Annotated in this window: 20 protein-coding genes, 1 tRNA gene and 4 pseudogenes; 16 read left to right on the forward strand and 9 right to left on the reverse strand. The window is 70.0% G+C overall.

Features of this window, described 5'->3' with window-relative positions:
• Positions 1-216 precede the first annotated feature (216 nt).
• From paaA to ACFZAM_RS01700, 6 genes are read left to right on the forward strand one after another with little or no spacing between them, the layout of a single operon-like run.
• Complete coding sequence (gene paaA, locus ACFZAM_RS01675) at positions 217-1200, forward strand: 1,2-phenylacetyl-CoA epoxidase subunit PaaA (RefSeq protein WP_391041937.1); 984 nt, start codon at positions 217-219, stop codon at positions 1198-1200.
• Positions 1197-1493: a 1,2-phenylacetyl-CoA epoxidase subunit PaaB gene (gene paaB, locus ACFZAM_RS01680; protein WP_188279883.1), complete on the forward strand. Its 297-nt coding sequence runs from the start codon at positions 1197-1199 to the stop codon at positions 1491-1493. The genes paaA and paaB overlap by 4 nt, the downstream gene beginning before the upstream one ends.
• A complete protein-coding gene (gene paaC / locus ACFZAM_RS01685) occupies positions 1490-2308 on the forward strand; it encodes a 1,2-phenylacetyl-CoA epoxidase subunit PaaC (protein ID WP_391041939.1) in 819 nt (272 codons plus the stop codon). The genes paaB and paaC overlap by 4 nt, the downstream gene beginning before the upstream one ends.
• Positions 2302-2835 carry a 1,2-phenylacetyl-CoA epoxidase subunit PaaD gene (gene paaD, locus ACFZAM_RS01690; RefSeq protein WP_391041941.1) on the forward strand — a complete coding sequence of 178 codons (534 nt, stop codon included), beginning with the start codon at positions 2302-2304 and terminating at the stop codon, positions 2833-2835. Before paaC ends, paaD begins: the two co-directional genes overlap by 7 nt.
• Positions 2836-3918 (forward strand): 2Fe-2S iron-sulfur cluster-binding protein, encoded by a 1083-nt coding sequence (locus tag ACFZAM_RS01695; RefSeq protein WP_391041942.1) that lies wholly within the window; start codon positions 2836-2838, stop codon positions 3916-3918. It abuts the gene before it with no gap.
• A 49-nt stretch (positions 3919-3967) separates the two neighbouring features.
• The gene (locus ACFZAM_RS01700; RefSeq protein ID WP_391041944.1) at positions 3968-5122 is read left to right on the forward strand and encodes an acyl-CoA dehydrogenase family protein; all 1155 of its coding nucleotides are present in this window, start codon (positions 3968-3970) and stop codon (positions 5120-5122) included.
• A gap of 15 nt (positions 5123-5137) precedes the next feature.
• On the opposite strand, the gene ACFZAM_RS01705 is transcribed toward ACFZAM_RS01700, so the two are convergent.
• The 3 genes from ACFZAM_RS01705 to ACFZAM_RS01715 all read right to left on the reverse strand — a co-directional run bounded on the left by ACFZAM_RS01705 (position 5138) and on the right by ACFZAM_RS01715 (position 8259).
• Complete coding sequence (locus ACFZAM_RS01705; RefSeq protein ID WP_355336710.1) at positions 5138-5470, reverse strand: rhodanese-like domain-containing protein; 333 nt, start codon at positions 5468-5470, stop codon at positions 5138-5140.
• 220 nt (positions 5471-5690) lie between these two features.
• A complete protein-coding gene (locus ACFZAM_RS01710) occupies positions 5691-6515 on the reverse strand; it encodes a hypothetical protein (protein ID WP_391041946.1) in 825 nt (274 codons plus the stop codon).
• Positions 6516-6774: 259 nt separating this feature from the next.
• Positions 6775-8259, reverse strand: a complete 1485-nt coding sequence (locus tag ACFZAM_RS01715; RefSeq protein ID WP_391041948.1) for a DUF2252 family protein — start codon at positions 8257-8259, stop codon at positions 6775-6777.
• Positions 8260-8408: 149 nt separating this feature from the next.
• On the opposite strand from ACFZAM_RS01715, the gene ACFZAM_RS01720 reads away from it, so the two are divergent.
• Together ACFZAM_RS01720 and ACFZAM_RS01725 are read left to right on the forward strand one after the other, a co-directional pair.
• Positions 8409-11750 carry a SpoIIE family protein phosphatase gene (locus tag ACFZAM_RS01720; RefSeq protein WP_391041950.1) on the forward strand — a complete coding sequence of 1114 codons (3342 nt, stop codon included), beginning with the start codon at positions 8409-8411 and terminating at the stop codon, positions 11748-11750.
• Between the two features lie 51 nt (positions 11751-11801).
• On the forward strand, positions 11802-12242 hold the full coding sequence (locus ACFZAM_RS01725) for a MarR family winged helix-turn-helix transcriptional regulator (protein ID WP_355336706.1): 441 nt from the start codon (positions 11802-11804) through the stop codon (positions 12240-12242).
• Positions 12243-12404: 162 nt separating this feature from the next.
• Here the strand turns inward: ACFZAM_RS01725 and ACFZAM_RS01730 are convergent, their stop codons facing one another.
• Entirely contained in the window at positions 12405-12980 is a 576-nt protein-coding gene (locus ACFZAM_RS01730) for a TerD family protein (protein ID WP_355336705.1), read from the reverse strand.
• Between the two features lie 694 nt (positions 12981-13674).
• On the opposite strand from ACFZAM_RS01730, the pseudogene ACFZAM_RS01735 reads away from it, so the two are divergent.
• The 5 genes and pseudogenes from ACFZAM_RS01735 to ACFZAM_RS01755 form a co-directional block, all read left to right on the forward strand.
• Positions 13675-13863: pseudogene (locus ACFZAM_RS01735) on the forward strand (transposase); the annotation flags it as partial.
• A 408-nt stretch (positions 13864-14271) separates the two neighbouring features.
• A pseudogene (gene brxD, locus ACFZAM_RS01740) lies at positions 14272-15066 on the forward strand (BREX system ATP-binding protein BrxD); the annotation flags it as partial.
• Entirely contained in the window at positions 15063-15881 is an 819-nt protein-coding gene (locus tag ACFZAM_RS01745) for a helicase-related protein (protein WP_391041952.1), read from the forward strand. The pseudogene brxD and the gene ACFZAM_RS01745, both read left to right, overlap by 4 nt.
• 115 nt (positions 15882-15996) lie before the next feature.
• Positions 15997-16749, forward strand: coding sequence for a hypothetical protein (locus tag ACFZAM_RS01750; protein WP_391041954.1), 753 nt, complete (start codon positions 15997-15999; stop codon positions 16747-16749).
• Positions 16746-16901, forward strand: coding sequence for a hypothetical protein (locus ACFZAM_RS01755; protein ID WP_391041956.1), 156 nt, complete (start codon positions 16746-16748; stop codon positions 16899-16901). The genes ACFZAM_RS01750 and ACFZAM_RS01755 overlap by 4 nt, the downstream gene beginning before the upstream one ends.
• Before the next feature lie 97 nt (positions 16902-16998).
• Here ACFZAM_RS01755 and ACFZAM_RS01760 read toward each other — a convergent pair whose 3' ends face one another.
• A complete protein-coding gene (locus tag ACFZAM_RS01760) occupies positions 16999-18288 on the reverse strand; it encodes an MFS transporter (protein ID WP_391041958.1) in 1290 nt (429 codons plus the stop codon).
• Positions 18225-18503, reverse strand: coding sequence for a DUF397 domain-containing protein (locus ACFZAM_RS01765; RefSeq protein ID WP_391041960.1), 279 nt, complete (start codon positions 18501-18503; stop codon positions 18225-18227). The genes ACFZAM_RS01760 and ACFZAM_RS01765 overlap by 64 nt, the downstream gene beginning before the upstream one ends.
• 112 nt (positions 18504-18615) lie before the next feature.
• Between ACFZAM_RS01765 and ACFZAM_RS01770 the strand changes: the two genes are divergently transcribed.
• The 3 genes from ACFZAM_RS01770 to ACFZAM_RS01780 all read left to right on the forward strand — a co-directional run bounded on the left by ACFZAM_RS01770 (position 18616) and on the right by ACFZAM_RS01780 (position 22490).
• Positions 18616-19029 carry a hypothetical protein gene (locus ACFZAM_RS01770; RefSeq protein ID WP_391041961.1) on the forward strand — a complete coding sequence of 138 codons (414 nt, stop codon included), beginning with the start codon at positions 18616-18618 and terminating at the stop codon, positions 19027-19029.
• On the forward strand, positions 19026-21314 hold the full coding sequence (locus ACFZAM_RS01775; RefSeq protein ID WP_391041963.1) for a tetratricopeptide repeat protein: 2289 nt from the start codon (positions 19026-19028) through the stop codon (positions 21312-21314). The genes ACFZAM_RS01770 and ACFZAM_RS01775 overlap by 4 nt, the downstream gene beginning before the upstream one ends.
• A 408-nt stretch (positions 21315-21722) precedes the next feature.
• Positions 21723-22490 carry a hypothetical protein gene (locus tag ACFZAM_RS01780; protein ID WP_391041965.1) on the forward strand — a complete coding sequence of 256 codons (768 nt, stop codon included), beginning with the start codon at positions 21723-21725 and terminating at the stop codon, positions 22488-22490.
• A gap of 119 nt (positions 22491-22609) precedes the next feature.
• Here the strand turns inward: ACFZAM_RS01780 and ACFZAM_RS01785 are convergent.
• From ACFZAM_RS01785 to ACFZAM_RS01795, 3 genes and pseudogenes are all read right to left on the reverse strand, one after another.
• A pseudogene (locus tag ACFZAM_RS01785) lies at positions 22610-23931 on the reverse strand (IS1380 family transposase); the annotation flags it as partial.
• Between the two features lie 312 nt (positions 23932-24243).
• Positions 24244-25402, reverse strand: a pseudogene (locus ACFZAM_RS01790) (IS3 family transposase).
• A gap of 239 nt (positions 25403-25641) precedes the next feature.
• Positions 25642-25725: transfer RNA gene (locus tag ACFZAM_RS01795), tRNA-Leu, on the reverse strand.
• Positions 25726-26126: the final 401 nt, after the last annotated feature.

The raw sequence follows: 26126 nt of genomic DNA on the forward strand, positions 1-26126 counted from the left end.
CGAGTTATCCACAGGCGTGGGAGGTGGCCTTGACACCCTTCGGCCCGCCACCGACCATGGAATGAACCGAACGATCGGTCGGTCGGTTGAGGAGTCGGCCGGCCGGTCGTCCGATGGAGCCGGTGACGGTGACGGGACGGGTGGTCGAGCCCGCGCCGAAGCCCGAGTGGCACGCCTGATGGCACCGATGACGGTGATGACGAAGGAGGGGGCCGCATGACGACGACGGCAGAGCCGGCGGCGACCGCAGGGGAGGCGGTGGCGGCAGGGCAGGACGCCTTCCTGGCCGCGTTCGACGCCGCGGTGGCCGAGGACGCCAGGATCGAGCCGCGGGACTGGATGCCGGACGCCTACCGCGCCACCCTCGTCCGCCAGATGGCCCAGCACGCGCACTCCGAAATCATCGGGATGCAGCCGGAGGCCAACTGGATCAGCCGCGCGCCCTCGCTGCGCCGCAAGGCGATCCTGATGGCCAAGGTGCAGGACGAGGCGGGGCACGGGCTCTATCTGTACAGCGCCGCGGAAACCCTCGGAGTCAGCCGCGAGGAGCTGCTCGACAAGCTGCACGCGGGCCGCCAGCGCTACTCCTCGATCTTCAACTACCCCACCCTGAGCTGGGCTGACGTCGGCGCCATCGGCTGGCTGGTGGACGGCGCCGCGATCACCAACCAGGTGCCGCTGTGCCGCTGCTCCTACGGTCCCTACGCCCGCGCGATGGTGCGGATCTGCAAGGAGGAGTCCTTCCACCAGCGGCAGGGCTACGAGCTGCTGCTGACGCTCAGCCGCGGCACCCCGGCGCAGCACGCGATGGCGCAGGACGCGGTGGACCGCTGGTGGTGGCCCTCGCTGATGATGTTCGGCCCGCCCGACGACGAGTCCGCGCACTCCGCCCAGTCCATGGCGTGGAAGATCAAGCGGCACTCCAATGACGAGCTGCGGCAGCGCTTCGTGGACATCTGCGTCCCGCAGGCCGAGGTGCTGGGGCTCACCCTCCCCGACCCCGACCTGCGGTGGAACGAGTCGCGGGGCGGCTACGACTACGGGGCGATCGACTGGACGGAGTTCCAGGAGGTGCTGCGCGGCAACGGGCCGTGCAATGAGGAGCGGATCGACCGGCGCCGCGCCGCACACGACAACGGCGCCTGGGTCCGGGAGGCGGCCACCGCATACGCGGCCAAGCACGGGGAGGCACGGGCATGACCGAGCAGACGGGCGGCGACTGGCCGCTGTGGGAGGTCTTCGTCCGCAGCCGCCGCGGTCTGAGCCACAGCCACGCGGGCAGCCTGCACGCGCCCGACGCGGAGATGGCGCTGCGCAACGCGCGGGATCTCTACACCCGGCGGGCCGAGGGCGTCTCGATCTGGGTGGTGCCGTCGTCCGCGGTCACCGCCTCCTCCCCCGACGAGAAGGACCCGTTCTTCGAGTCGGCCTCCGACAAGCCGTACCGGCACCCGACGTTCTACGAGATCCCGGAAGGGGTGAAGCACCTGTGAACACGGCACCGAACCCCGCACCGGGCCCGGCCTCGGCCACGGCTGCGGCTACGGCTACGGCCTCTTCTACGACCACGGCATCGGCCACCGCGGCGCGCCCCGCACGGGCCTCCGCCCCCGCCGCGCTCGCGCTGGGCGACGACGCGCTCGTGCTCGCCCAGCGGCTGGGGGAGTGGGCGGGGAACGCGCCGGTCCTTGAGGAGGACGTCGCCCTCACCAATATCGCGCTCGACCTGCTGGGGCAGGCCCGCACCCTGCTCTCGCTGGTCGGCGACGAGGACGAGCTGGCGTTCGGCCGCGAGGAGCACGAATTCCGCAATGTGCAGCTCGTGGAGCGGCCCAACGGGGACTTCGCCGAGACGATCGTGCGGCAGCTCTTCTTCTCCGTCCACCAGGAGCTGCTGTTCACCGCCCTGGCGGCCGGGGACGGCGAGCTGGCGCCGCTGGCCGCGAAAGCGGTGAAGGAGGTCGCCTACCACCGCGACCACGCCGAGCACTGGACGCTGCGGCTGGGCGACGGCACCGAGGAGAGTCACCGGCGCACGCAGCGCGCGGTGGACGGCCTGTGGCGCTACACCGGGGAACTGTTCGAACCGCTCGACGGGCTCGGCACCGACCTTCCGGCGCTGCGCGAGCCGTGGCTGGAGCGCGTCACCGACGTCCTGCACCGGGCCACGCTGGAGATACCCCAGGGCGTCGACCGGACGCCGTGGTCGGCGGGGGCCGGACGGCAGGGTGTGCACACCGAGGCGTTCGGCCGGATGCTCGCCGAGATGCAGCACCTGCACCGCGCTCACCCGGGTGCGTCATGGTGACCGGAAGCGCGCCCGCCGCCGAGGCGACGAGCGCGCTGGAGAAGGAGCTGCTGCGGCTGGCCGGAGCCGTGCCGGATCCCGAGCTGCCGGTGATCTCGCTGGCCGAGCTGGGGGTGCTGCGCGACCTGCGGGTGACCGGGCCCGGCCGGGTCGAGGTCGAGCTGACGCCGACGTGGACGGGCTGCCCGGCACTGGACACGATGGCCACCGACATCACCGAGGTGCTGACCGAGCACGGCATGTCGGACGTCGAGGTGCGCACCGTGCTCTCCCCCGCCTGGTCGACCGACGCGATCAGCGCGGAGGGCCGCCGCAAGCTCGCCGAGCACGGTGTGGCGCCGCCGCGCCCGCTGGCCGGTGCGCGACCGGCGGGCGGCGGGCCCGTCGCCGTGGAGCTGACCGTGCGCTGCCCGCACTGCGGCTCCACCGACACCCGGCTGCTCAGCCCGTTCTCGTCCACCGCCTGCAAGGCGCTGCGCCGCTGCGAGTCCTGCCGCGAGCCCTTCGACCACTTCAAGGAGCTGTGAATGTTCCATCCGCTCCGGGTGACGGAGGTCAGCCCGCTCACGGACGACTCGGTGACCATCGCCTTCGAGGTCCCCGAGGAGCTGCGCGCGGAGTACCGGTACGCGCCGGGGCAGCACATAGCGATCCGCCGGTTCGCCGACGGGGTGGAGATCCGCCGCACGTATTCGCTGTGCGACCCGGTGCTGCCCGAGGAGGGTTTCGGGAACGACGGCGTGGAGCCCGGGCCGCGGACCCTGCGGGTGGGGGTGCGGCTGGTCGAGCAGGGGGAGTTCTCCACCTACGCGCTCAAGGAGCTGGCCGCGGGCGATGTGCTGGAGGTGATGACGCCCGCGGGGCGGTTCGTGCTGGAGCCGAGGCCGGGGCGGTTCGCCGCGGTGGTCGGCGGCAGCGGCATCACACCGGTGCTGTCGCAGATCGGCACCGCGCTGGCGCGTGAGCCGGGGGCGAGTTTCTGCCTGGTGCGCAGCGACCGTACGGCGGCGTCCACGATGTTCCTGGAGGAGGTCGCGGACCTCAAGGACCGCTGGCCCGACCGCTTCCACCTGGTGTCCGCGCTGTCCCGCGAGGAGCAGCAGGCGGGGCTGCCGTCGGGGCGGCTGGACGCGGAGCGGCTGACGGCGCTGCTCCCGGCGCTGATGCCGGTGGCGGCGGTGGACGGCTGGTATCTGTGCGGCCCGCTGGGACTGGTCGGCGCGGCCGAGCGGGCGCTGCGCACGCTGGGTGTCCCCCGGTCCCGCGTCCACCAGGAGATCTTCCATGTGGACGAGGTACCGGCGGCCGTCACCGCGGCCGAGCCGATACCCGGCGGCGGCACTGTACGGGCGACGCTCGACGGCCGCGGCGGTCAATGGCCGTCCCTGGCAGGGGAGTCGGTGCTGGAGACGGTGCTGCGCAACCGGTCGGACGCCCCGTACGCCTGCAAGGGCGGGGTCTGCGGGACCTGCCGGACGCGGCTGGTCAGCGGCGAGGTGCGGATGGACCGGAACTACGCGCTGGAGCCCGAGGAGACGGAGGCCGGATATGTGCTGGCCTGTCAGTCGCACCCCGTGACTTCCGTCGTCGAGGTGGACTTCGACGCCTGACCGCCCTAATCTGACGCATCGTCAGAATTGGTGGCGGGAGGAGCGGATCGTGGACTTCGGCTTCACCGAGGAGCAATTGGCGGCGGTCGAGGCGGCGAAGTCCGTCTTCTCCGGGGTGGCGGTGGACGGGGTGCCCAGCCCCGCGCTGACCCCCGGCGCGGTCGCCGAGGACTTCGACCGCGCGCTGTGGCGCAAGCTCGCCGACGGCGACCTGCTGAGCCTGACGCTGGACGAGGCGTACGGCGGGGCCGGGCTCGACCCCGTCGCGCTCTGCCTCGTACTGCGCGAGGCGGGGCGGGTGCTGGCGCGGGTCCCGCTGCTGGAGAGCTGCGCCGGGGCGCTCGCCGTCCAGCGCTACGGCTCCGCGCCCCTGCGCGAACGGCTGCTGGCGGCGGCCGGTCGCGGCGAGACCGTCCTCACCGTCGCCGCCAACGGCCGCAGCGGGCACGACGGGGCCGAACTCGCCGTCCGGGCACAGCGGGTGGACGTCGGCGGCACCGACGGCGGCGGCTTCGTGCTCGACGGGGTGCAGACCGGGGTGCCGTGGGCGCGGAGCTGCGACCTGGTGCTGGTGCCCGCGCACACGGCGGACGGCGCGGCGGTGGTGGCCGTCGTTCCCCTGGACGCGGACGGGGTGGCGCCGGCGGAGCAGGTCTCCACCAGCGGCGAGCGGTTCGCCGAGGTCACGCTGGACGGTGTGGGGGTGCCCGCGACGGATGTGCTGGACGCGGACGGCGCCTGGGAGTGGCTGCGGCAGGCGCTGACCGTCGGCACCTGCGCGCTGGCGCTCGGGCTGGGGGAGGCGGTGCTGGGGATGACCAGCGCGTACGCCTCGAAACGGCAGCAGTTCGGGTATCCGATCGCCACGTTCCAGGCGGTCGCGGTGCAGTCCGCCGACCGTTACATCGACCTGCGGGCGATGGAGGCCACCTTGTGGCAGGCGGCCTGGCGGCTCAGCACCTCGGCGTCCGGACCCCTGCCGGTCGCGGGTGATGTGGCGGTGGCGAAGATCTGGGCGGCCGAGGGCGTCCGCAGGGTCGTACAGACCGCGCAGCACCTGCACGGCGGATTCGGCGCGGACACCGACTATCCGCTGCACCGGTACCACGCGTGGGCCAAGCAGTGGGAGCTGGCGCTGGGCCCGGCCGCGGCCCACGAGGAGGCGTTGGGCGACCTGATCGCCGCCCATCCGCTGACCACGTGACCCCTGCGGGGCTGCTTACAGGACGAAGCCGTCGCTGCCGCTGCCGTCCACCACCGGGCGGCCGGCGGCCTCCCAGTCGAGCATGCCGCCGCTGACGTTCACCGCGTCCACGCCCTGGGCGATCAGGTACTGCGCGACCTGGGCGGAGCGACCGCCGACGCGGCACACCACGTGCACCCGGCCGCCCTCCGGCACCTCACCGATCCGCGAGACGACCTCGCCCATCGGGATGTGCACGGCGCCCTCGGCGTGACCGGCCGCCCATTCCTCGTTCTCCCGCACGTCCAGCAGGATCGCGTCGGCCGGTACGGCGGCGGCATCCACCGCGGGCAGCTCAGAGCGGAACATCGGACGCGGCCTCCTGGGCACGAAATCGCGGCCCGCGAAACCGCGACCCGCTCACCTTGGCTCACCAGATCACTGGCTGACCCGAAAAAACCTACCTCAGCCCCCAACCACCCCCCGCCCCGCCCGATTCCCCGGGGTCCCCCGGCCCCCGCACCGGGACCGGGCCCGCAGGGGGCGTCCGGGCGGAAGCGCGGGTCGTGCGAGCGGGCCGCGGAGGGCGCTATTCGGGGTCGCGGACCAGTTCCGCCAGGCGGGCCTCGCGTTGGGCGACCTGGGTCAGGAGCTGTTCGGCGATCTCGTTGAGGAGGGCGTCGGGGTCGTCCGGGGAGAGCTTCATCATCTGGCCGATGGCGCTCTCGTCCAGCTCGACGGCGATGGCGGCCAGCTTCTCCTTGCGTTCGGCCAGCCACTCCAGCCGGGCGTAGAGGACCTCGGCCTCGCTCGGCAGCTCCTCGTCCGCGACGGGACCCGCGTCCCACTCCGCGGACAGGGCGCGCAGCGCGTCCTCGTCGGCGTAGGCGTACGCCTCGTTGACGCGGGCGATGAAGGCGCTGCGGCGCTCCTTCTCCTTCTCGTCCTGGGCGAGGTCGGGGTGCGCCTTGCGGGCCAGCTCGCGGTAGAGGCGCTGCGCCTCCTTGCCGGGGCGGACGCGGCGCGGCGGGTTCGGGTCGTCGACCGGCCGTACCCCGTCCGTGCCGAGCAGCCCGCCGAACAGCTCCTCGACGCCCGGCATCGGCATCACCAGCGCCCTGGCCTCCCAGGCGCGCTCGATGTCCTCCCGCTCACCGCTGTGGGCGGCGACGGCCTCCGCGACCAGCGCGTCCAGCTCGTCCAGCCGCGCGTACATCGGGCCGAGCCGCTGGTGGTGCAGCCGGGAGAAGTTCTCCACCTCGACCCGGAAGGTCTCGACCGCGATCTCGAATTCGATCAACGCCTGCTCAGCCGCGCGTACCGCCTTCGCCAGCCGATCCTGCGAGCCGGGCTCGGAGGGTCCGGCGAAGGTGGCGGAAGAGGCGGAGGACTCGGTTCCTGAGCTGTTCGTCACTCGGACAGCCTAGGCCCTGCACGGCCGATCTTCGCGGGGCCGCGGGGCGCGGCAGCGCCCGCCCGCACGGATCACGCCACGGTGCCCCGCCCACCTGCGCCGACCCGCGCGCCCGCCCCCGTACGGGCTCGCACCGCCCCGCCCTGACACCGCCCTGACAACCCGGACGCCCCGGGCAACGCGGACGCCCCCGGCAACCCGGTCGCCCCGGTCGCCCCGGACACCCCGGACACCCCGGACACCCCGGCCGGGGAACCCCCTACACCCCCAGCTCCGCCGGCAGCCGCCCCGACCGGACCGCCGCCAGCAGCTCCGCGTGGTCCGCCTCCGTACGGTCCGCGTAGCCGACGGCGAAGTCCGCGACGGCCTCGTCCAGCGCCTCGCCCTTGCCGCAGTAGCCCGCGATCAGCCGGGGGTCGGCGCTGTGGGCGTGCGCCCTGGCCAGCAGGGCGCCGGTCATCCGCCCGTAGTCGTCGAGCAGGCCCGGCTCCAGCCCGGCGGGATCGACGCTGCCCTTGCGGTTCCTGAACTGCCGCACCTGGTACGGCACCGCGTCCACGTCCGTCCACCCCAGCAGGAAGTCGCTCACCACCTGCATACGTTTCTGGCCCAGCACCACCCTGCGGCCCTCGTGCCCCACCGGATCGGCCGGAAATCCGGCCTTGGCCACGTACGGCAGCAGCGCCGACGCCCTGGCCTCCTTGATCTGGAGCACCAGCGGCTCTCCCAGGTGGTCGAGGAGCAGCACCACGTACGAGCGGGTGCCGACGCTTCCGGTGCCGACGACCCGGAAGGCCACGTCGTGGACGGAGTAACGGGCGAGCAGCGGCAGCCGGTCCTCGCCGACCGTCCGCAGATAGCCGTCCAGGGCGCCCGCGACCGCCGTCGCCTCGCGGTCCGCGACCCGGCGCAGCACGGGCGGCGCGTCGGTGAAGCGCCGCCCGCCGCCGTCCACGGCCGCCGTGGCCTTCGCCGCGAATCTGGCGCTGGTGTTGCCCATGGCCTTCGCCGAGACCCGCTCGATCGTGCCGAGCAGGTCGCGGGCGTCGGCGTGGGTGACCAGTTCCTCGTCGGCGATGGCGTTCCACGCGTCGAGCACGGGCAGCGTCGCCAGCAGCCGCATCGTCCGCCGGTACGCGCCCACCGCGCCGTACGCCGCCGCCCGGCACACGTCCTCGGCCGCGCCCGCCTCCCGCCCGGCCAGCACCAGCGAGGCCGCGAGCCGTTTGACGTCCCACTCCCAGGGGCCGACGACGGTCTCGTCGAAGTCGTTGATGTCCATGACGAGACGGCCGCGGGCGTCGCCGTAGAGGCCGAAGTTCGCGGCGTGCGCGTCACCGCAGATCTGCGCGCCGACACCGGTCACCGGGCTGTCGGCGAGGTCGGCGGCCATCAGCCCGGCGGACCCGCGCAGGAAGGCGAAGGGGCTCGCGGCCATACGGCCGACGCGCAGCGGTATCAGCTCGGGTATCCGGCCCGCGTTGGAGTCGTGGACGGCCCGGAGCGCGGCCGAGGTCCAGGGGGCAGCCGAGGTCCGGGGCACGGTCGAGGTCCGGGGCACGGTCGCCGCGAGCGCGCCGGCCACCGCAGGGACGACGTCCGCCGTGTCGCGCCACATGCCGGAGGGCGGCCGGCCGTGCGCGGCGCGCGGCACCTTCTCCCGCAGCGCCTTCCCCGCCCGCTTCGGCGACGCCCCATGCGGCCATCGCGCGAATCCCGCCACATGCGGCACTCTCGAATCCACCGGTCACCCTCCCCACCGCCCACGTCAACGGACGGACGCCAAATCCCCACCGCCGGGGGTAATCCGGCCAATAGGTCGACCCCGCACAGGGTTTCGTGCTTGCCTTGACGTCAGGACCCTACTCAGCGCCGAACCGCAGGTGCACGACGTTGGACGAGATCACCCGGCAGCCCGCAGCCAGCGACGCAGAACACCGGACGGACCGCTCCGCCCGCTACGAACAGCGCGAACAGCAGGACCTCCACGACCAACCGGAGCATCCGGAACCCCGGGCCGACGAGTCGGCACAGGCAGACCGGCCGCGCCAGGGCACCGAGCGGCACCCACGGCGCGACCCCCATGCCTCCGACCACCCGCCGACCGGTGGCAGCGACACCAGCAGCCGTACGGAGGACGTCGATACGGACAGGGCCGGTACGGAGCACGCCGGTACGGACAGCGTCCGTACGAGCCTCGACGCGCCCCACAGCGCAGGTCACGACAGCGCAGGTCACGACAGCGCGGGTCCCCACACGCGAGAGTCCGACGGCCAGGTTCCCCATGCCCAAGGCCCCAACGCCCCAGACCCCACCACCCAAGTCCCCGGCGGCCGGAGCGCCAACGGCCGGAGCCCGCTCGGCGACGGCCTCACCGGAGTGGCCGCCCTGCTACGCCTCGCCGTCCTCTGCGTCGACCCCGACGGCCGGATCTCGTACTGGAACCGCGGCGCGGAGGAGCTGTTCGGGCACCGCTGGGATCACGTCTTCGGCCACCGGGCCTCGGGGCTGCTGACACCCGCCCGGTCCGCCGCGGGCGCCGCGCGCACCTCGTCCTCGCCGCACCAGGACACCCTCGACCTGCTGGACGACCTCACGCAGCCCGCGTGGGCGGGCGCGCTCGCGGCCACCGACCGGGACGGCGCGCTGAAGGACGTCCTGTGGTGGACGTACCGCGTCGCCGAACCGGGCGGACGCAGCCTGCTGGCCATCGCGGCGCACGCCAAACCGCTGCGCACGGGCGGCCTGCGGATCGCGCTCGGCGGTCGCTTACTCCCCTACACCGCGGAAGGCCCGCAGCGTCAGGACATCTCGGTGGCCGCCGTCCTGGGCAGCGTCGCCGACCCGGCGCAGGCGCTGGCCCTCGCGGCCCGGCTGGGCACCGTACTGCCCGGCGTCAGCGCGGGACGGCTCGACCGGCTCGTCCGGCAGATCGCGCCGCTCGGTCCCCCGGCGCTCGAAGTGGACGGCGGCACACGGCTCCCGGTCACCCCGCACGACTACGCCCGCATGGCCGCCGCCGCCCGCGCCGACCAGCAGGACCCGTCCCTGCGCAGGGAGTTGCTGCCCGGCCCGCGCCCCGGAGCGGAACACGGCCCCGGACCCGCACCCGGACCCGGCCACGGCCAGCCCCCCGATCAGACCCCCGGACACGCCGCCGCGTACGGCCCCGGCCGCGACCCCGAGTACGTCCACGGGGCGAACGGCGGCGCGGAGGCCGCCCCCGCAGGCGACCGTTCCAGCGCCTCGGCACTGACCGCCGTGCCCTTCGCCTCCCTCACCTCCCTGACCTCCGACCTCGGCCCCAACGGCTCGGCGGACGCCCTGACCGGCCAACAGCCGCTGTCCCCGACCGAGTTCACACCTGGTCTCGCCCCCGGCTTCGCGCCCGGCCTCGCCCCGGTCCTCAGCGGCCCGCCGTCCGTCCAGCCGCTCGGCACGCCACCGGGCCAGGCCCCCTTCGGCCAACCCCCCTACGGACACGCCCCGTTCGGACCCGAACCCGGCGGCCCCGCGTCCGGCGCCCACCCGCTCGGCGGCCACGTACTCGGCCGCCCCTACGCCTCCCACCTGCCGGGCACCGCGCTGGACGAGCAGTTGGCGCTGCTGCGCGAGACCGGCGCGGTGGTCGGCTCCACGCTCGACCTCCAGACCACCGCCCGCGAGCTGTGCGCGGTGACCGTGCCGCGCTTCGCGGACTTCGCGGCCGTCCTGATCGTGGACCAGCTCTTCTCCGACTCCGAACCGCCCAAGGACGACCGCCCGGCCGCCACCGTGCTCGTCCGGCGCGTCGCCATCGCCCACGACGGACCGCCCGGACCGTGGGAAACGGCCCTGCCGGAGGGCGAGTTGCTCTCCCTCGCCGTCGACGGGATCGTGCCGCGGCTCGGCGATCACGTCCTCGTCCCCGTCGTGGACTCCTCGGTCGCACCCGACATAGCGCTCGACCTCGGCGTGCCCGCGCTCGGCCCGCTGCTGCCCGGACACTCGATGATCGTGGCGCCGCTCACCGCGCGCGGCACCGTACTGGGCCGGGTCTGCTTCCTGCGCGGCCCCGGCCGCCGCCCCTTCGACGCGCGGGACGCCGCCACGGCCACCGAGGTCGTCGCGCGCGGCGCCGTCCACATCGACAACGCCCGCCTGCACCGCCAGGAATCGCGCGCCGCCGCCACGCTGCAACGCTCGATGATGCCCACCCGGCCGCCGCGGATTCCCGGTGTCCGGATCGCGCACCACTACATGCCGGGCGACCGGCAGGCCCAGGTCGGCGGCGACTGGTTCGACGCCATCCAACTGCCCGGCGGGCGTGTGGCGTTGATCGTCGGCGACGTGATGGGCCACGGCCTTCAGGCCGCGGCCGTGATGGGCCAGTTCCGTACGGCGGTCATCACCATGGCCGCCCTGGACCTGCCGCCCGCCCAGTTGCTGCGGCACCTGGACAACCTCGCGCACCGGCTCGGCACCGAACACCTCGCCACCTGCGTCTACGCCGTCTACGACCCGATCCACCGCAGCCTCACGCTCGCCAACGCCGGTCACATCCCGCCGGTCCTGGTCGGTTACGACGGGCGGGCCGAGCTGCTGGAGATCCCCGGCGGCGCGCCGATCGGCGTCGGCGGGGTGCCGTTCGAGACGGTGGAGATCCCGGTGCCCGACGGCAGTTGGCTGGTGCTGTGCACGGACGGCCTCGTCGAGGTGCGCGGCCAGGGCATAGACGCGGGGCTCGCCGCGCTGTGCGCCACCGTCATCGAGCCGGAGCAGACCCCCGAGGACGTCTGCGCGCAGATCCTCGCGCGCCTGCACTCGGAGGACCGCAGGGACGACGTGGCGCTGCTCGTCGCCCGGTTCGAGGGCATCGCACCGCGGGACGTGGCCGAGTGGACGCTGCGGCTCGACCACGCCGAGGTCGCCACCGCCCGCGACCTGACCCGCCGCCAGCTCGCCGCGTGGGGCCTCGAACGCCTCAGCGACACCACGGAGTTGCTGGTCAGCGAGCTGGTCACCAACGCGATCCGGGCCGCCTCGTACGAGGTCGAGCTACGGCTGATGCGGGTCGGGAAGCTGCTGGTCGAGGTCAGCGACGACAACCACAATCTGCCCCAGTTGCAGCGCGCGGACGCCGACGACGAGCAGGGGCGCGGGCTGGCGCTGGTGTCGAATCTGTCGCGGCGCTGGGGCACCAGCAGGAAGGCGGTCGGGAAGGTCGTCTGGTTCGAACTTCCGTTGCCCGCTTGATACCGTTGCGTCCCACAACGGCGCAGGTGGAGACGGGATGGAGTGGCCGCGATGTCCGCACGGGAGGCGTCCGTGGAGAGCATCCAGCGGGAGTTGACCGCCTTCGCGCGCCGGGCGCGTGCCACGGCCGCGCGCATGCACCCCGAGCTGTCGCTGGTGTCGTTCACCATCCTCGCGCACCTGGAGGAGCAGCAGGGCTGCCGGGCGACGGACCTCGCCGCGCACTATCTGCTCGACAAGTCCACGGTCAGCCGCCAGGTGGCCGCGCTGGAACGGCTCGGGTACATCGAGCGCCGGGTGGACGCCACCGACCACCGCGTGCAGGTGCTGCACCTCGCGCAGCACGGGATCGAGACGCTGGCCGCGGCGCGGGTCAGCCGCAAGGAGATCTTCCAGGAGCGGCTGGCCGCCTGGGACCCGGAGGATCTGGCGCGCTTCGCCGCGTATCTGGTCCGCTACAACGCGGACGCGGCGGCGCACCCGCTGCCGTAACCCGCGGGCGGCCCCGTCCTACGAGGTCCCGTCACGCGCAGCCTCGTCAAGCACGGGCCCTCCAAGCGAAAACGGCCCCGCCCGCGACCTGCACGGTCGCGGGCGGGGCCGCTACGAGCCCGACTCTACGTCAAGCGCCGCGTCGAAAACGACGGCGTCACGTCAGAGGTTGACGCCAAAGTCCTGGGCGATACCGCGCAGGCCGGAGGCGTAGCCCTGGCCGACGGCCCGGAACTTCCACTCGGCGCCGTTGCGGTACAGCTCGCCGAAGACCATCGCGGTCTCCGTGGAGGCGTCCTCGGTGAGGTCGTAGCGGGCGATCTCGGCGCCGCCGGCCTGGTTGACGACGCGGATGAACGCGTTGCGCACCTGGCCGAAGCTCTGCTGACGGCTCTCGCCCTCGTAGATCGAGACCGGGAAGACGATCTTGTCGACCTCGGCGGGCACGGTGGCCAGATTGACCTTGACCGCCTCGTCGTCGCCCTCGCCCTCACCGGTGAGGTTGTCGCCGGTGTGCTCGACGGAGCCGTCCGGGCTCTTGAGATTGTTGAAGAAGATGAAGTGCTTGTCCGACAGGACCTTGCCCGTGGCGTCGAGCAGCAGCGCGCTCGCGTCCAGGTCGAAGTCCGAACCGGTGGTCGTGCGCACGTCCCAGCCCAGGCCGACAGTGACCGCCGTGAGTCCGGGGGCCTCCTTGGTCAGTGAGACATTGCCGCCCTTGGAGAGGCTGACACCCATGGTGTATCTCCCTGCTCAATCCGGCGCGGGCCGCGCCACTTGACGATTCCTTTGCCCAATGACTCCAACGCACACCACCCTGCACCGGTTCCCGCCCCGATGCCACCGTTCGCCGCCGTTCGATCCCCCGGGCCTTCAGTACGTCACCGGGATGCGCCGCGCGGGGCCGTCCACCGTGACCGCTCCGCGGGGATCGGCGGGGGAAGGGCGACCTGCCGACCGGAGCCGGCCCGCCGGGGAATGAGAAACGGACCCCCGGCCGCGACTTTCGTCACTTCCGGAGGCCCGTCTCGTCGGTACCTCTTTGTGGTCCACCGACGAAAAGCCCCGGTCAGGGGCCATGCAGAGCCGCTGAAGATCGTTTCCCACAGCCCAGGTGGGCCCAGCACTCAGCTATTGATCCCGCGCTCGCGCCCGGACCCGGGGGCTCAGTCGTACGACGTTCGTGCGCCAACCAGACCCCAGGAGGGCTTGGGCCGCAGTTGCTCGTGCGGCTCTCTTCGATGGGCCGGTGCCATCGGCCGTGCGGCCAGTGCGAGTGCGTGCGATGGCGCCGACTTCCGTAGAGGGCCGGCCCAAGTAGGGCCAGACGGCGGCAACGAGCCGACTGGCGACCTCGTGCTCATCGCAGAGGCTTAGAAGTCGTCTCATTTGGCAGTTCGGTAGTCTGCGGCCGTGGGGATCGTGGAGCGCCTTGGTGCCGGATGAACGGTGGGAGCTGTTCCAGAAAGTCGTTTTCCCTGCGCCGTCGCGGCCGCAGGGTGGCGGCCGGCGTCGGTACGGAGACCGTGAGGTGCTGGCGGCCATCGTGTTCGTCGCGACCTCCGGCTGTACCCGGCGCCGGCTGCCGCCTTCCTTTGGTCCTTCGGGACCCACGGCCTACGACGCGGCTGTACGGCCGGATCGACTCAGATGGCGGACGACCACTCCCCAGGCGGTCGGTTCGAGCGGCGACTCTGGCGGATGTTCCCTTGCTGCGGCGCGGGGACGGGAGCCGATGGTCAGCGCGTTGCAACCTTCCTGTTGGGGCCTCGCTACTCCGCCCGGTGTTCCTCGGCGCCTCAATGCCAGTCAGGATTTCATGCAGCTCGGCAGTGAGCCAGGAGGGGAGACCTGCTGACGGCCCCCCTCCGCCGAAGAAGTCTCCGACCATGTCGATGCAGTACGCGTACCGGTCCCACTCGTCCCGACTGGCGTGTTCCTGGCCGAGCGTCCACAGCGCGGAGCGCATCCGCGAACACGGCACTTTCCGGCCACCGAGCTCGTATGACGTGCGCGTTCGCGCGGCCTCGATCATGCCCACGCCGAGGCACTGGTGACCTGGCTCGGAGGGCAGCTAAATGTCGCCGCCTCGGCGCGGCGGGCCGCGGGTGTCCGTGGAGATCTCGGCCATTTCGCAGCGCTCGGGTTCTTGCAGGGCCTGCTCACAGTGCTGCGCGACTGCGGGCACCCGGGGCTGCTTGTCGTCCTCGACGAGACGGAAACCCTTCAGCGTGTCCGCTCCGACGTGCGGGAGAAGGGACTCAATTCGCTGCGCCAGCTCATTGACGACGTGGACTCCGGACGCTTCCCCGGCCTGTACCTGGTCATCACAGATACGCCCGCCCCCTACGACGGCACTCAGGGCGTGCAGCGCCTGGCCCCGCTGGCACAGCGCCTCAGCACGGACTTCATCACTGACGCGCGGTTCGAGAATCCCCGGGCGGTGCAGATCCGGCTAGCTGGTTTCGACCTAGCCGGCCTGGAGGAGCTGGGACGCCCAGTCCGCAACCTGTATGCAGTGGATGCCCGCCACCAGGAGCGGATCGCGGTGCGTGTGGACGACCGCTACCTCGGCGAGCTGGCGCGCCCCGTCACCGGGGACCTCGGCGGGAAGGTCGGCGTCGCGCCGCGCGTCTTTCTGCGCAAGCTCATCGCCGACGTGCTCGACCGCGTGGAGGAGTTCGAGGACTTCGACCCCCGCCGCGACTATCGGCTCACTCTATCGGCCACCGAGTTGACCCATGTAAAGCGCAGCGCCGCCGCGGGCGCCCTGGCCCGTGCGTCGACAGCCTCCAGCGCGGACGACGTGGAGTTGGACCTGTGACGGACAGTCCGCTCGACGCACTGCACCCCTCCAACAATTTGGAGCCGCGCCTGACCGCCTACGCGGCGTGGCTGGGCCGCACGGTCAGCGTCTGGCACGGGGACATCGGCGACTCCGGGCGGCGGCGGATGCTCGCCGAGCCTCCCGATGTCCTGCTCACCACACCGGAGTCGCTGGAGTCGATGCTGGTCTCCACCCGGGTCGACCATCACGAACTCTTCCGACACGTGCGGACCATCGTCGTGGACGAGGTGCACGCCTTCGCCGGGGACGACCGCGGCTGGCACTTGCTTGCCGTGCTGGAACGGCTGACAAAGGTGGCAGGTCGGCTAATCCAGCGGGTAGGGCTCTCGGCGACTGTTGGCAACCCCGACCAGATGCTGACTTGGCTCCAGGGATCTGGCGTGGGGACGCGGCCGGGCGAGGTGATCGCCCCGCGATCCGCGGCCGTACCGGCTAGAACAGCGGTCGGGGCCACAGAAGGCGTCGACGTCGAAGTGAATTTCGTCGGCTCGATCGCCAATGCGGCCACCGTCATCGCCGCTCTCCACCGAGGTGAGAAACGCCTGGTGTTCTGCGATTCCAAGCGACGCGTGGAAGAGCTCGGTGAGGCGCTGCGGGCCCTCGGTGTCAGCACCTACCTGTCGCATGCCTCGCTCTCCAAGGACGAGCGCCGTCGCGCGGAGCAAGCATTCGCCGACGACCGCGACTGCGTGATCGTCGCAACCTCAACGCTTGAACTCGGCATCGACGTCGGAGATCTGGACCGAGTCTTCCAGCTGGACGCACCCGCCACCGTCGCAGCCTTCATGTGACGCCTCGGCCGCACGGGACGGCGCACGGGATCAACCCGCAACTGCCTCTTCCTCGCGCTCTCCGAGCCCGGGCTGCTCGACGCTGCGGGTCTGTTCCTGCTCTGGTCACGCGGGTATGTCGAACCGATCGTGCCGCCGTCCGCCCCCCCGGCACATCGTCGCCCATCAGTTGCTGGCTCTATGTCTGCAGGAGCACCAGGTCGGCGAACGCACGTGGCGCGAGTGGTGGGGGGATCTGCCGCTCTTCGACGAGTCGACATCCCGCTTCGTCCAGCACCTGCTCGACGAAGGCTTTCTGGAGTGGGACAGCGAAATGCTGTTCATCGGCCCGGAAGCGGAGAAGCAGTTCGGGCGGCATCATTTCATGGGCATAACTGCGGTCTTCTGCGCTCCGCCCCAGTTCCGCGTCATCTCCGGGCGCGCCGACATCGGGCTCGTCGAGGTGGGAATGTTGGTCGAGGAGGTTCCCGGGCCCCGGTTGATCCTGCTGACAGGACGCACCTGTCGGGTCACCCATATTGACTGGCGGCGACAACGCTGCTTCGCGGAAGCGTATGACGGTTCGGGCGGCCGCGCCCGGTGGACAGGACGTGGCGCGGTGCCCAGCGTCGCTATGTGCCGAGCTCGACGTGATGTGATCCTCGGTGCCGACCCACCAGTGCGGCTGACCGCCCGAGGTGGACCTGGGCCGGCCGCCGGGCTAACGTCGTCCTCGCAGCCTCGCTGCCCCAGTACGCAGATCCGGAGCAGCAGGTCGGCGACTACTGACTCCGGCTGCGCCAAGACCTTCCTTCCACCACCCGCGATCGACTCGTCAGCGAATCGCTGGACCCTGACGGGCCGCGCGTCCTCCTACGGCCGCCCGTGATCGACATCAAGGTCCTCGATGGATTGAAGTTCAACGAGGTGCTACCGCCCGACTTGGTCGCGGCGACGCCGGCGGAGCGCATTGCCGACGCGGACGGGGCGCTTGCGGTGCTGCGCGAGCCGATGACCTGGATCAACTCGTCGCCGAGCTGACTCCTCCGGAGCCAGCAGCGTACCGACCGTCCTGCTTCCAATCGCTCACTGCTGCCCTTCCCGCCCGCCCATCACCAGCCGATGCGTTCACGTACCGTCAGCTGGGCCGTCGCCATGGCCGCAGCCCAACCGCAGATGCCAGCAGCAGCACGGCCGCGCCCCACATCGGTGCACGCAGGCCTTGTTCGCCGGCGACGAGGCCGCCTGTCAGGGCACCCAGCCCTGCGGCTCCGACGCCGAAGAGGCGGAAGGCGGAGACCACACGTCCGAGGAGGTCATCGGGTGTGAGCGCCTGCCGAGCGGAGCCCGCCGCGACGCTGGTGAGGGTGGAAGCGGCACCCAGTATCGCGAGGAAGGCTCCCGCGGCGAAGGCGTTGGGGACTGCGGCGATGCCGCTCCAGGCGAGGGCTTGCAACACGCTGGCGATGGCCATCATCTGTCGGTAACTGAGCGGGCGGGTCAATGGGGCCGCGCGCCAGCCCGCAGCGACTCCGCCAAGGGCAGCGACTGCGAGCAGGACGCCGTAACCAGCCGTCGCGACATGCAACTTGCTGGTCGCGTACAGCACGAAGGTCGCCATGGAGAGGTTGTAGGCGAAGTTGTACGCGGCCATGCTCGCCGCGAGCATGCGCAAGTCAGGGGTCGTGCGCAAGTGTCGGAGTCCGGCGCGTATCGCCGTAGCGAGCGACCCGGTGTGCGGCGTGCTCGGGACCATCTCTGGCAGGCGGCTGATGAAAGCGGCGGAACAAATAAAGGAAGCGGCGTCGGCGGCGAAGGGCAGCGTGGGGCTAAGCGCGAAGGCGCCCGAGCCGAGTGGCGGTCCGGCCAGTGAACGTCCGATGGTGTCGATGGCCCAATACCGCCCGTTCACCTTCGTGAGTGCTTCTTTGCCCCGGCCCACCAGGAGCGGGATAACAGCTTGTGAGGAGGCGTCGAAGAAGCACTGAGCGACACCAACGATCAGGATCGTCGCAGCGAGCAGCGGCAGCGTGGCATGGCCGCTCACTACGACCGCAGCGAGGGCGCCCAGGACCACGGCGCGCAGAAGGTCGGCTGTGATCATGACGGTCCTGCGCGGCCAGCGGTCGGCGAGCGCCCCGGCGGGCAGACCGACAAGCAGCCAGGGGAGGTAGAAGGCCGCGGTGACCGTAGAAATGGCCAGCGGGTTGCGTGTGAGGGACGCCGCCAGCAGAGGGGCTGCGGCCATGAATGCGCCGTCGCCGGTGACGGAGATCCCGGTGGAGGTCAGGAGCGGACCGACCGGGCCGACCGTGCTTACGGGTGGGTCCGCTGTCTGTGCCGCGTGGTTCTCCTGGCTCGCACTCAGGTCGCGCTCTCCTCGTATTCGAAATCGCCCGCTCGCACGCCACCTATGAAGGACGTCCATGCATGGCGACTGAAGGCGAGTACGGGTCCAGTGCCGTGTTGTTTGGTGTCTCGGACCCCGATTGAAGGGGTGTTCAGCGCGACTTCCACGCACCCTGTGTCGCCACTGTTGTTGCTCTTGCGCCAGAGCGCAGTATCGAAGTTCACGTCAGCCACAAGTACCTCCGCCTTGGGATGATGGTGAGCGTTGCCACACAACCCGACCGGCGGTGCCACGCGCAAGGTGATCGATAGGGCGATTGTGAGCCAACATCGCGAGGAGCCCAGCCCAAGGCATCGCGAACTGATGGACTGAGTGCAGCGGAGTCACGTCGCAGTGGAGGGTTGGATGGATCCGGAGATTGCTGCGCTGGCGGGTACGGCGGGAACCACGGTAGTCACACTTATGGCTACCGATGCCTGGCAGCGTACTCGCGAGGGACTCGTCGCCATGTGGCGGCGGGTCCATCCCGACCGCGCGGATGTCGTCGACGCCGAGTTGGAGGCAACGCGTGCGGACCTGCTCGCGGCCCGCGCCGCCCATGACGACCAATCCGAAGATGAGTTGCGCGTTGAATGGCAGGGACGGCTCCGCAGACTGCTAGCCGCCGACCCCGCCGTTGCCGATCAGCTACTGCGCTTGCTGGAAGAAGTCACCCCGCAGGATCCGGTCGCTGCCTCGGAGGTTCGGATGAGGGCAACCGCGACCGGACACGGCCGGGTGTATCAGGCGGGCCGCGACCAGCACATCACCGAGGCGTGAACCCGGCAGGCTCGGGTGGCTACCCGGCTTCCAGCGCTTCGATCGAAGGCCAAGCCTCCGGGCAGGGCCGCGTCTACCAAGCCGCCCGCGATCAGCTGATTACCGAGCATCACCACCACTATTCGCAGCCCTCCTCCGACAACCCATGGCCAGGACCAGACTCCGTACGTGTCGCACTGGCCGAACGAGCCCCGAAGATCCTCCGCAATCGATCAAGCCTGCGAGCCGCGCTCACTGCGGCGATCGGCGAGGGCCACGGCATCCACGTCGTCCATGGCATGGGCGGTTGTGGGAAGACCTCGCTCGCGTTCTGGGCCTTTCACGAGGCCTTGGAACAGGGCCGTATAGCACTGTGGGTAAGTGCATCGGATCGGGTGACGCTGCGGGCAGGGATGCTTGCTGTTGCCGCCGACCGCGGCGCTGATCCCGGAGAGGTGGCTGCCGCCCAGCTCGGCCAGCGCGCAGCCGCTGACTTGGTGTGGCACTACCTAGACCGCTCGCTCCAGCCCTGGCTGCTGGTCATCGACAACGCGGACGAGCCAGCGGTCTTGGATGAAGGTGGTTGGCTACGCGCGAGTGCGGCCGGAACCGTCCTGGTCACCTCCCGCCGCTCCAGCGCCACGCTGTGGCGGGGCGCCAGCCTGCACCAACTCGATGTCCTGCCTTTGGATGATGCCGCGCAAGTCCTGTGTGATCTCGCCCCAGATGCGGGAAGCCTCCAGGATGCGAAGACCGTCGCCCGCCGGCTGGGCTGCCTTCCGTTGGCGCTGAACCTCGCCGGAACGTATCTGGCCCACCAACTCCTGGAGTCGTGGACGATGAGCGACTACCACGATCGACTACAAGAAGAAGACGCCGCTGACCTGATCGACCAGGGCGCACAGGTACAGGACTCCCGCCACCTGATTTCCCGAACCTGGCAGATCAGCCTGGAGAACCTGTCGACTCAAGGCCTGCCCGAAGCCGCCACGCTGCTGCGACTTCTGTCCTGCTGGGCCTCGGATCCCCTTCCCTTGACGGTCTTCGCATCCAACGCAATCAACACGGTCGACCTTGAATCACTCGAACCACCACTCCATGCAAGACAGTTAGAGCCAGCGCTCCGGGGCTTGCTGGACCACTCGCTGGCCACCATGCACCAACGCTCGGACGGAACTCGCTGCGTCCAAGTGCACGGTCTCCTTCTGGAGGGCGTATACAGCAGCATCCCCGTGGAGCACCGACCCGGCCACGTAAGCGTCGCCACAAACCTGCTGCGAGCAGTTGCCCCAGCGCAGGACACCACGTCAGTCGATGCCGAGCAACTCAGGCTCATCACACCGCATGTCACCGCGCTACTCCACCACGTCGACGAGGCCACTGTCTCTCCGGCCGTTGAACTGTCCGTGCAGGTGGCCCAATGCATCCACGAAATGGGCGACTACGCCGCTGCAATCGCCCTCACCACTCTCTCCGGCGACACCTCACAGCGCCTCCAGGGAGCGACGCACCCCGACACTCTCACCGCGCGGCACCAGCAAGGCGATTCGCTACGCCGGGTTGGCAGGCTTGCCGACGCCGAGCAGCTTCTGCGGCGCGTCCACGAAAAGCGCACGGAAGTCCTCGGCGGTGAGCACCCTGACACGTTGCGCACCGCGGCGTTGGTGAGCCTGCCGCTCTACCTCCTCGGTCGGCATGATGAAAGCTTGACCTGGCTCGGTGGCGCCATTGACGGCCAGCGCCGAGTCCTGGGCGAGGACCACGTCGACACCCTCAAGAGTCGTGCCCTGAGCCTGGAGTTCCTCGCCGAGACCGGCCACACCGACGCGTTCGTACGCGAGGGCCCGGACACCGTCGCCACCTGCGAGCGCGCCCTTGGCCCCGAACACCCCGTAACCGTCATCGCCTACAGCAATTACGCTCTCGGCCTGCTCCACACCGCCGCTCCCGAAGAGGCCGAAACCGCAGCGCGACGTGCCGTGGAGGCCCGCATCCGCCTCCACGGCGTGGACCACCCCCTGGTTTACTCCGCCAAACTGGTCCTGAGCTGGGCCCTGATGCTGGGCGGGCAGCATGACGAAGCTGTCGCCATGATGCGCGAAGCCGTAGCAGGCCGCGAACGCCTCCTGGGTCCCGAGCACCCCCTCACGACGAAAGCCCGCATTCTCCTCGCTGAACGCCTCGCGGCAGCTGACCAGCACGAAGAGGCCCGCCAACTCCTGCACGAGAACCTCCCTGCCGCCGAAGGCATCTACGGTCTGAACGATCCGGACCTGGTCCGTATCCGGAGACTCCGATCGGGTTGAGGAAAAAAAGAGATCGAGGTCAGTACCCCAGCCGACGACAATCCTTGGCCAGAGTGGGGCGAGGGAGCCTTCGCGTTCGGGACGTACTGCAAAACGGTGCGCTCCGGGGATCTCAGCCTTGCACTTATCCCAATCAGGGCTGCCAACGGGCGCGGTACCGGATCCGGCTGGATCACCTCCAGCGTCTGCTCAGGGAACGCGCCCCGCCGGGGCCTCAGGTCTTGGTTCATGACTGGTGGGCACGCAGCCATAACGATGCTCATGAACATGGACTTGTTGGCACCGCCCGCTCCGACGGCAACCACGTGGAAGGCGCGCCCCACGCGGCCGACCCGGCCTGTCTACGGTGGTTGGAGAAGCATCCCTCCTTCGCGAAGTGGGTCTCGGCCGCAGCCAGATCAGTGAGTGTTGAGCGAGCCGCTGGTCACGGAGAAAACCCGACTCAACATGTGGGTCGAGTATCCAACCCGAGCTCGGCTCTCGAAGTCGCGAACCGCCGCTGGATACAGCTCGCTTGCGCGCGATGTCGAAACGAATTACCTCGAAACGCATGCCACGCTGTTTTCCATTGACGACGAGGATGAAGCTGGCTCGATCCAAGATGCGCCGCCGGTCTTCGTCTACGTCACCGATGAGCGCGCGTCGGATTCTCTAGACGATGAGCGGCTGGAGCTTGAGGAGATCATCGAGCTCCTGGAGTTCGTCTACACCATCGCCAAGTGGGTGGAGCAGGTAGCGCCCCATGCCAGGGTGTGGTGGAACGAGCAGGCGCTCCCGGTCGTGAAGTTGACATGGGGCAGGGTCGCCAGGGTCCGCAGGGACGGCAGCCGCTCCACAGTCGTTGCGACAGACGCCGCCGTCGAGTCCTCGGCCGAAGAACCTCAAGTCGATATGAGTAGCGCCGAGGCGCGAGAGCGTCTGGTCGCGGCCCTGAAGGCCCGGCAGTTCAGCGACGAGCAGTTGCGGGTGCTGCGCAATGCCCGGATCGAAGGTGACGCCGAATCCTTCGAGCTGAGCAAGGCGATGGGAGACCGTGCGCTTGTGCAGCTTCGGAATGAGATCAGGTTGATGATCGAGACTCATCCGGAAGCTCGCAGCGAAGAGATGCCACTGAAGGAATCAACGAGTCGATATTATCTTCAGCGCTTGAGCATTAGGGCTCTGAAAAAGCGTTAACCTCGCTTTTGGTATCCCTCATCCACGCCGCGATCCGCACCGCTGAACCGCTGCCTGGCGAGAGGGTTCGGCCGTCAGCCAGCGGCCATGGGATTCTGGATGAATCCGGGGCTGATCAGTTAACCACGAAGTTTCGTGATGGGCCGCCGACGAAGTCGGCGGCCCATCACGTTGTCGGTGGTGGAGGGCGGGCAGGCTGAGGGCCCGTCGGTGATGTCACGGGTCCAGGGCCGGTGGTGGGGAGGCGGAGAATGCGGTGCCGGCCGGTGGTGACGAGCTGTCCGGCTGCGGAGAACAGGCGGAGCCGCAGGCGACGGGGTTCCCAGAGTCGGGCTTTGCCGGTCAGAGCGAGCATGGGCATCCAGGCCAGCAGGTCGAGCGCGATCTGGACGATCTCCAGCCAGACCTTGTTCTGCGCGGTGTGGTGGAGGGGCAGGTTGCGCAGGCCGGTGGCCCGGGCGGCCCGGATCCGGACCTCCGCCCGGGCCCGCAGACGGTGACGAAGCTCGAGCTCGGCGATCGGCCGACCGGTCGTATTGGTGGCGAAGCAGGTGATCCGCATGCCGTCCGCGTCCGTGATTCCCAACTGGGCGCCGGGGTGGGGTCGTTCCTTGCGGACGATCAGCCGCATGCCGCTGGGCCAGCCGTCCAGCAGCTGGCCCGTGAGCTCGGCGACCCAGGCTCCGTCGCGGACCTGGCCGTCGGCCTCGACGGCCGCCGTCTATGCCGGGCCGTGGATCTTCAGCACGTGCTGTGGATCGCCTCGGTGATCACCATGCCGACCGAGTAGGACAGCCATCGGCCTCGCTTCGCGAGCCGGGACACGAAGTCGTGGGTGCCGCTGGCGGAGTCGGTGCGGATCAGCGTCCTCCGTCCTCGCCGGTACTTCTTCGGCACTTGAGCCAGGGTCAGTTGGGCGGTAGTGATGTGGTCGGCGGCCGTATTCGAGCCCGCGTTACCCGGTCTGGGGAAAGCGGCGACCGGTTCTCCGGTTCCGCGCGGGCCGTGGTCGACGAAGGCCGTCAGGGGGGACGGCCGTAGGTCTTCTTCCAGGTCGCGGCCGCGTCCTCCTTGTCGGAGCGCGCGATCACGAGAACACCGTCGATGTCGACCGTGACCCGTCCATCAGCGTCCGGGGCGTTCTTGCCCGCCAACGACCTGACCCGGCTGCGGACTTCGTCCCGTGCCGACCGGATGGCTGCAGGGCCTTCTCGTCGGAGCCGACGAGGGCGTCGATCAGGCGGGAGACCGTCGGATCGGAAGCGACCGGCCCGAAGACAGCCGGCTCACACCGCAGCATCGCGACGTCCGCGAGGCAGTCACCGCCCAGCGCGACCGCGAGAGAAAGGTCCAGAAGGATCTTCCCAGGATCGTGAACAGCCCGCGGCTTGCGCCAGGACACCAGGGCTGTGGATATCGCCTGGTCAAAGCCGATCTCTTGCAGCCAACAGGACCCTCAACAAGTCTAATCGTTGCAGGTCAAGGGAACTTTCTGCGTTTCTGATCAACTCCTGGACAGCTCACCTCGTGAAAGCCCGGGGCTAACTCCCGCCTCCAGATCACTCACATCGGTGATCTCCTATCGAGCGGCGCGTGGACAACGCCGCACCGGCACAGGATTCACTCATGGCCGCCACGAACTCCCGGACGCTGCGAACCGATGCACCCCAACCGCGTGCACCCGAGGCCGGGTCTGGTGCAGGTTTGGGTGACGTCTTGACCTGCCCCACGGTTCGGATTCCAGCTGCGGTGGCTAACTGGCGGCGGGGATGCTGTCTTGTTCGGAGAGCAGCTCGTACTCGATCGGGGTGCGGTAGCCCAGTGCTGAGTGGCACCGTTGTCGGTTGTGGAAGACCTCGATGTACTCGAACATCGCGTTCGCCAATTTGACCCGGGTCTTCCACCGTTTGCGGTTCAACAGTTCGATCTGCATCGAGGACCAGAACGACTCCATCATCGCGTTGTCCAGCCGTCTTCGACCGTGCCGAACGATGGTGGGAGCCCGGCGGAGCGAATCCTTTCCCCGAAGACCCGGGAGGTGAACTGAGTGCCGTGATCGGCGTGCACTATCGCGCCCGGTTCGGGGCGCCGGTTGCGGATGGCCATGTCCAGCGCGTTGACCACGAGTGTGGAGTCCTGTCTGGAGTCGATCGACCAGCCCACGATCTTGCGGCTGAACGCGTCCGGGACCGCCGCGCAGTACACCCACCCTTCTCTGGTGCGGTGCTGCGTGATGTCGGTGACCCACAGCTCGTTGGGACGCAGCCGATGGAACTTCCGGTTGACCAGGTCATCGGCGGTGACGACACCCCGCAGGCGCTTGATCCGCACCGGTCCGGGCAGTCCGTAGATCCCGGCCTGTGTCATCAGGACCGACACGGTCCTCGAGCACACCTGGATGCCCGTGCCCAGGGTGAGCTCGGTGTGGACGCGGCGGTAGCCGTAGGTGTCGCGTGAGGCGAGGTGGACCTCCCGGATCAGCCCGGTCCGCCACTCCCGTCGCAGCTGCCGCGGTGTGGTCGGGGTGCGCTTGTGTATGTAGTAGTTCTGCCGGGCGACCCCGGGGATCCGGCAGCATCGGTCGACTGGTGCCCCGGCATCGACAAGACGGTCGATCACCGGGTAGAGCCTTTTGGGGCCGGCTTGTCCTCGCCGAGGAATTTGTCGGCCTTGCGGACGATCTCGAGCTCGGTTTCCAGCTCGCGGATTCGTCGCCGCGCTGCTCGCAGCTCTGCGGACTCCTCCGAGCCCCTGCCAGGGCGCCGGCCGTTGTCGATGTCGTCCTGGCGCAACCACTTCGACGACGTGACCGGATGGATGCCGAGGTCGACGGCGGTCTGCTTCTGTTCTTTTCCTGCCCGCACCAACGCGACGGCGCGGGCGCGGAACTCAGTGGGGTAGGCGCGGGGCATGTCCGGCAGCCTCTCGTGAAGGCCGTCAGTTAGCCAGCAGAACTGAACCTGAGAGATGGGGCAGGTCAACCTGTCACCCAACCCTTGCACCAGACCCGATCGTTTCCCGCGATCCCTGTCACGTCTGTCTCAAGACCCCAGGCCTTGACCGGGGCCCCCGCAGCGCACCACAAAGCGAAACGGACCCCCGGTCGCGACTTTCGTCACTTCCGGAGGCCCGTGTCGTCGGTACCTCTTTGTGCGCGAGGGGGGAGTTGAACCCCCACGCCCTTTCGGGCACTGGAACCTGAATCCAGCGCGTCTGCCTATTCCGCCACCCGCGCATGGGTGTTGCCGTTTGATTCTCACACACGGTCCGGACCGGTGGGTCCGAGTGGTGTGGGATGGCCTCCCGACATGCAGAAGATTAGCACGAGGTCCGGGGTGGAATCACATGCGTTCGGGCGGCCCGGGGAGTGCCGGGAGCCGGGCGGGGGCAGGTGGGAGAGGGACCCGGGGGCGGTGCGGGACACTGGGAGGGGACAGGGCGGCGGTGAACGACGGCGAACCGGGCACCATGGACAGAACGCGCATCTACCATCCCAGTGGGGGACGGCGGAGGAGGCGCGGGCGGTGTGAGGGTTGACACTGCCCGGTCCAGGGGATTCGGGGAACCACAGGTTTTTCCCGCGCGTGGATACGATCAGTAAGCAGTATCGGAAATCGTTGGGCCGGAAGGTCGCGA

Source organism: Streptomyces sp. NPDC008079, assembly GCF_042957385.1.
In the GTDB taxonomy this organism is placed as follows: domain Bacteria; phylum Actinomycetota; class Actinomycetes; order Streptomycetales; family Streptomycetaceae; genus Actinacidiphila.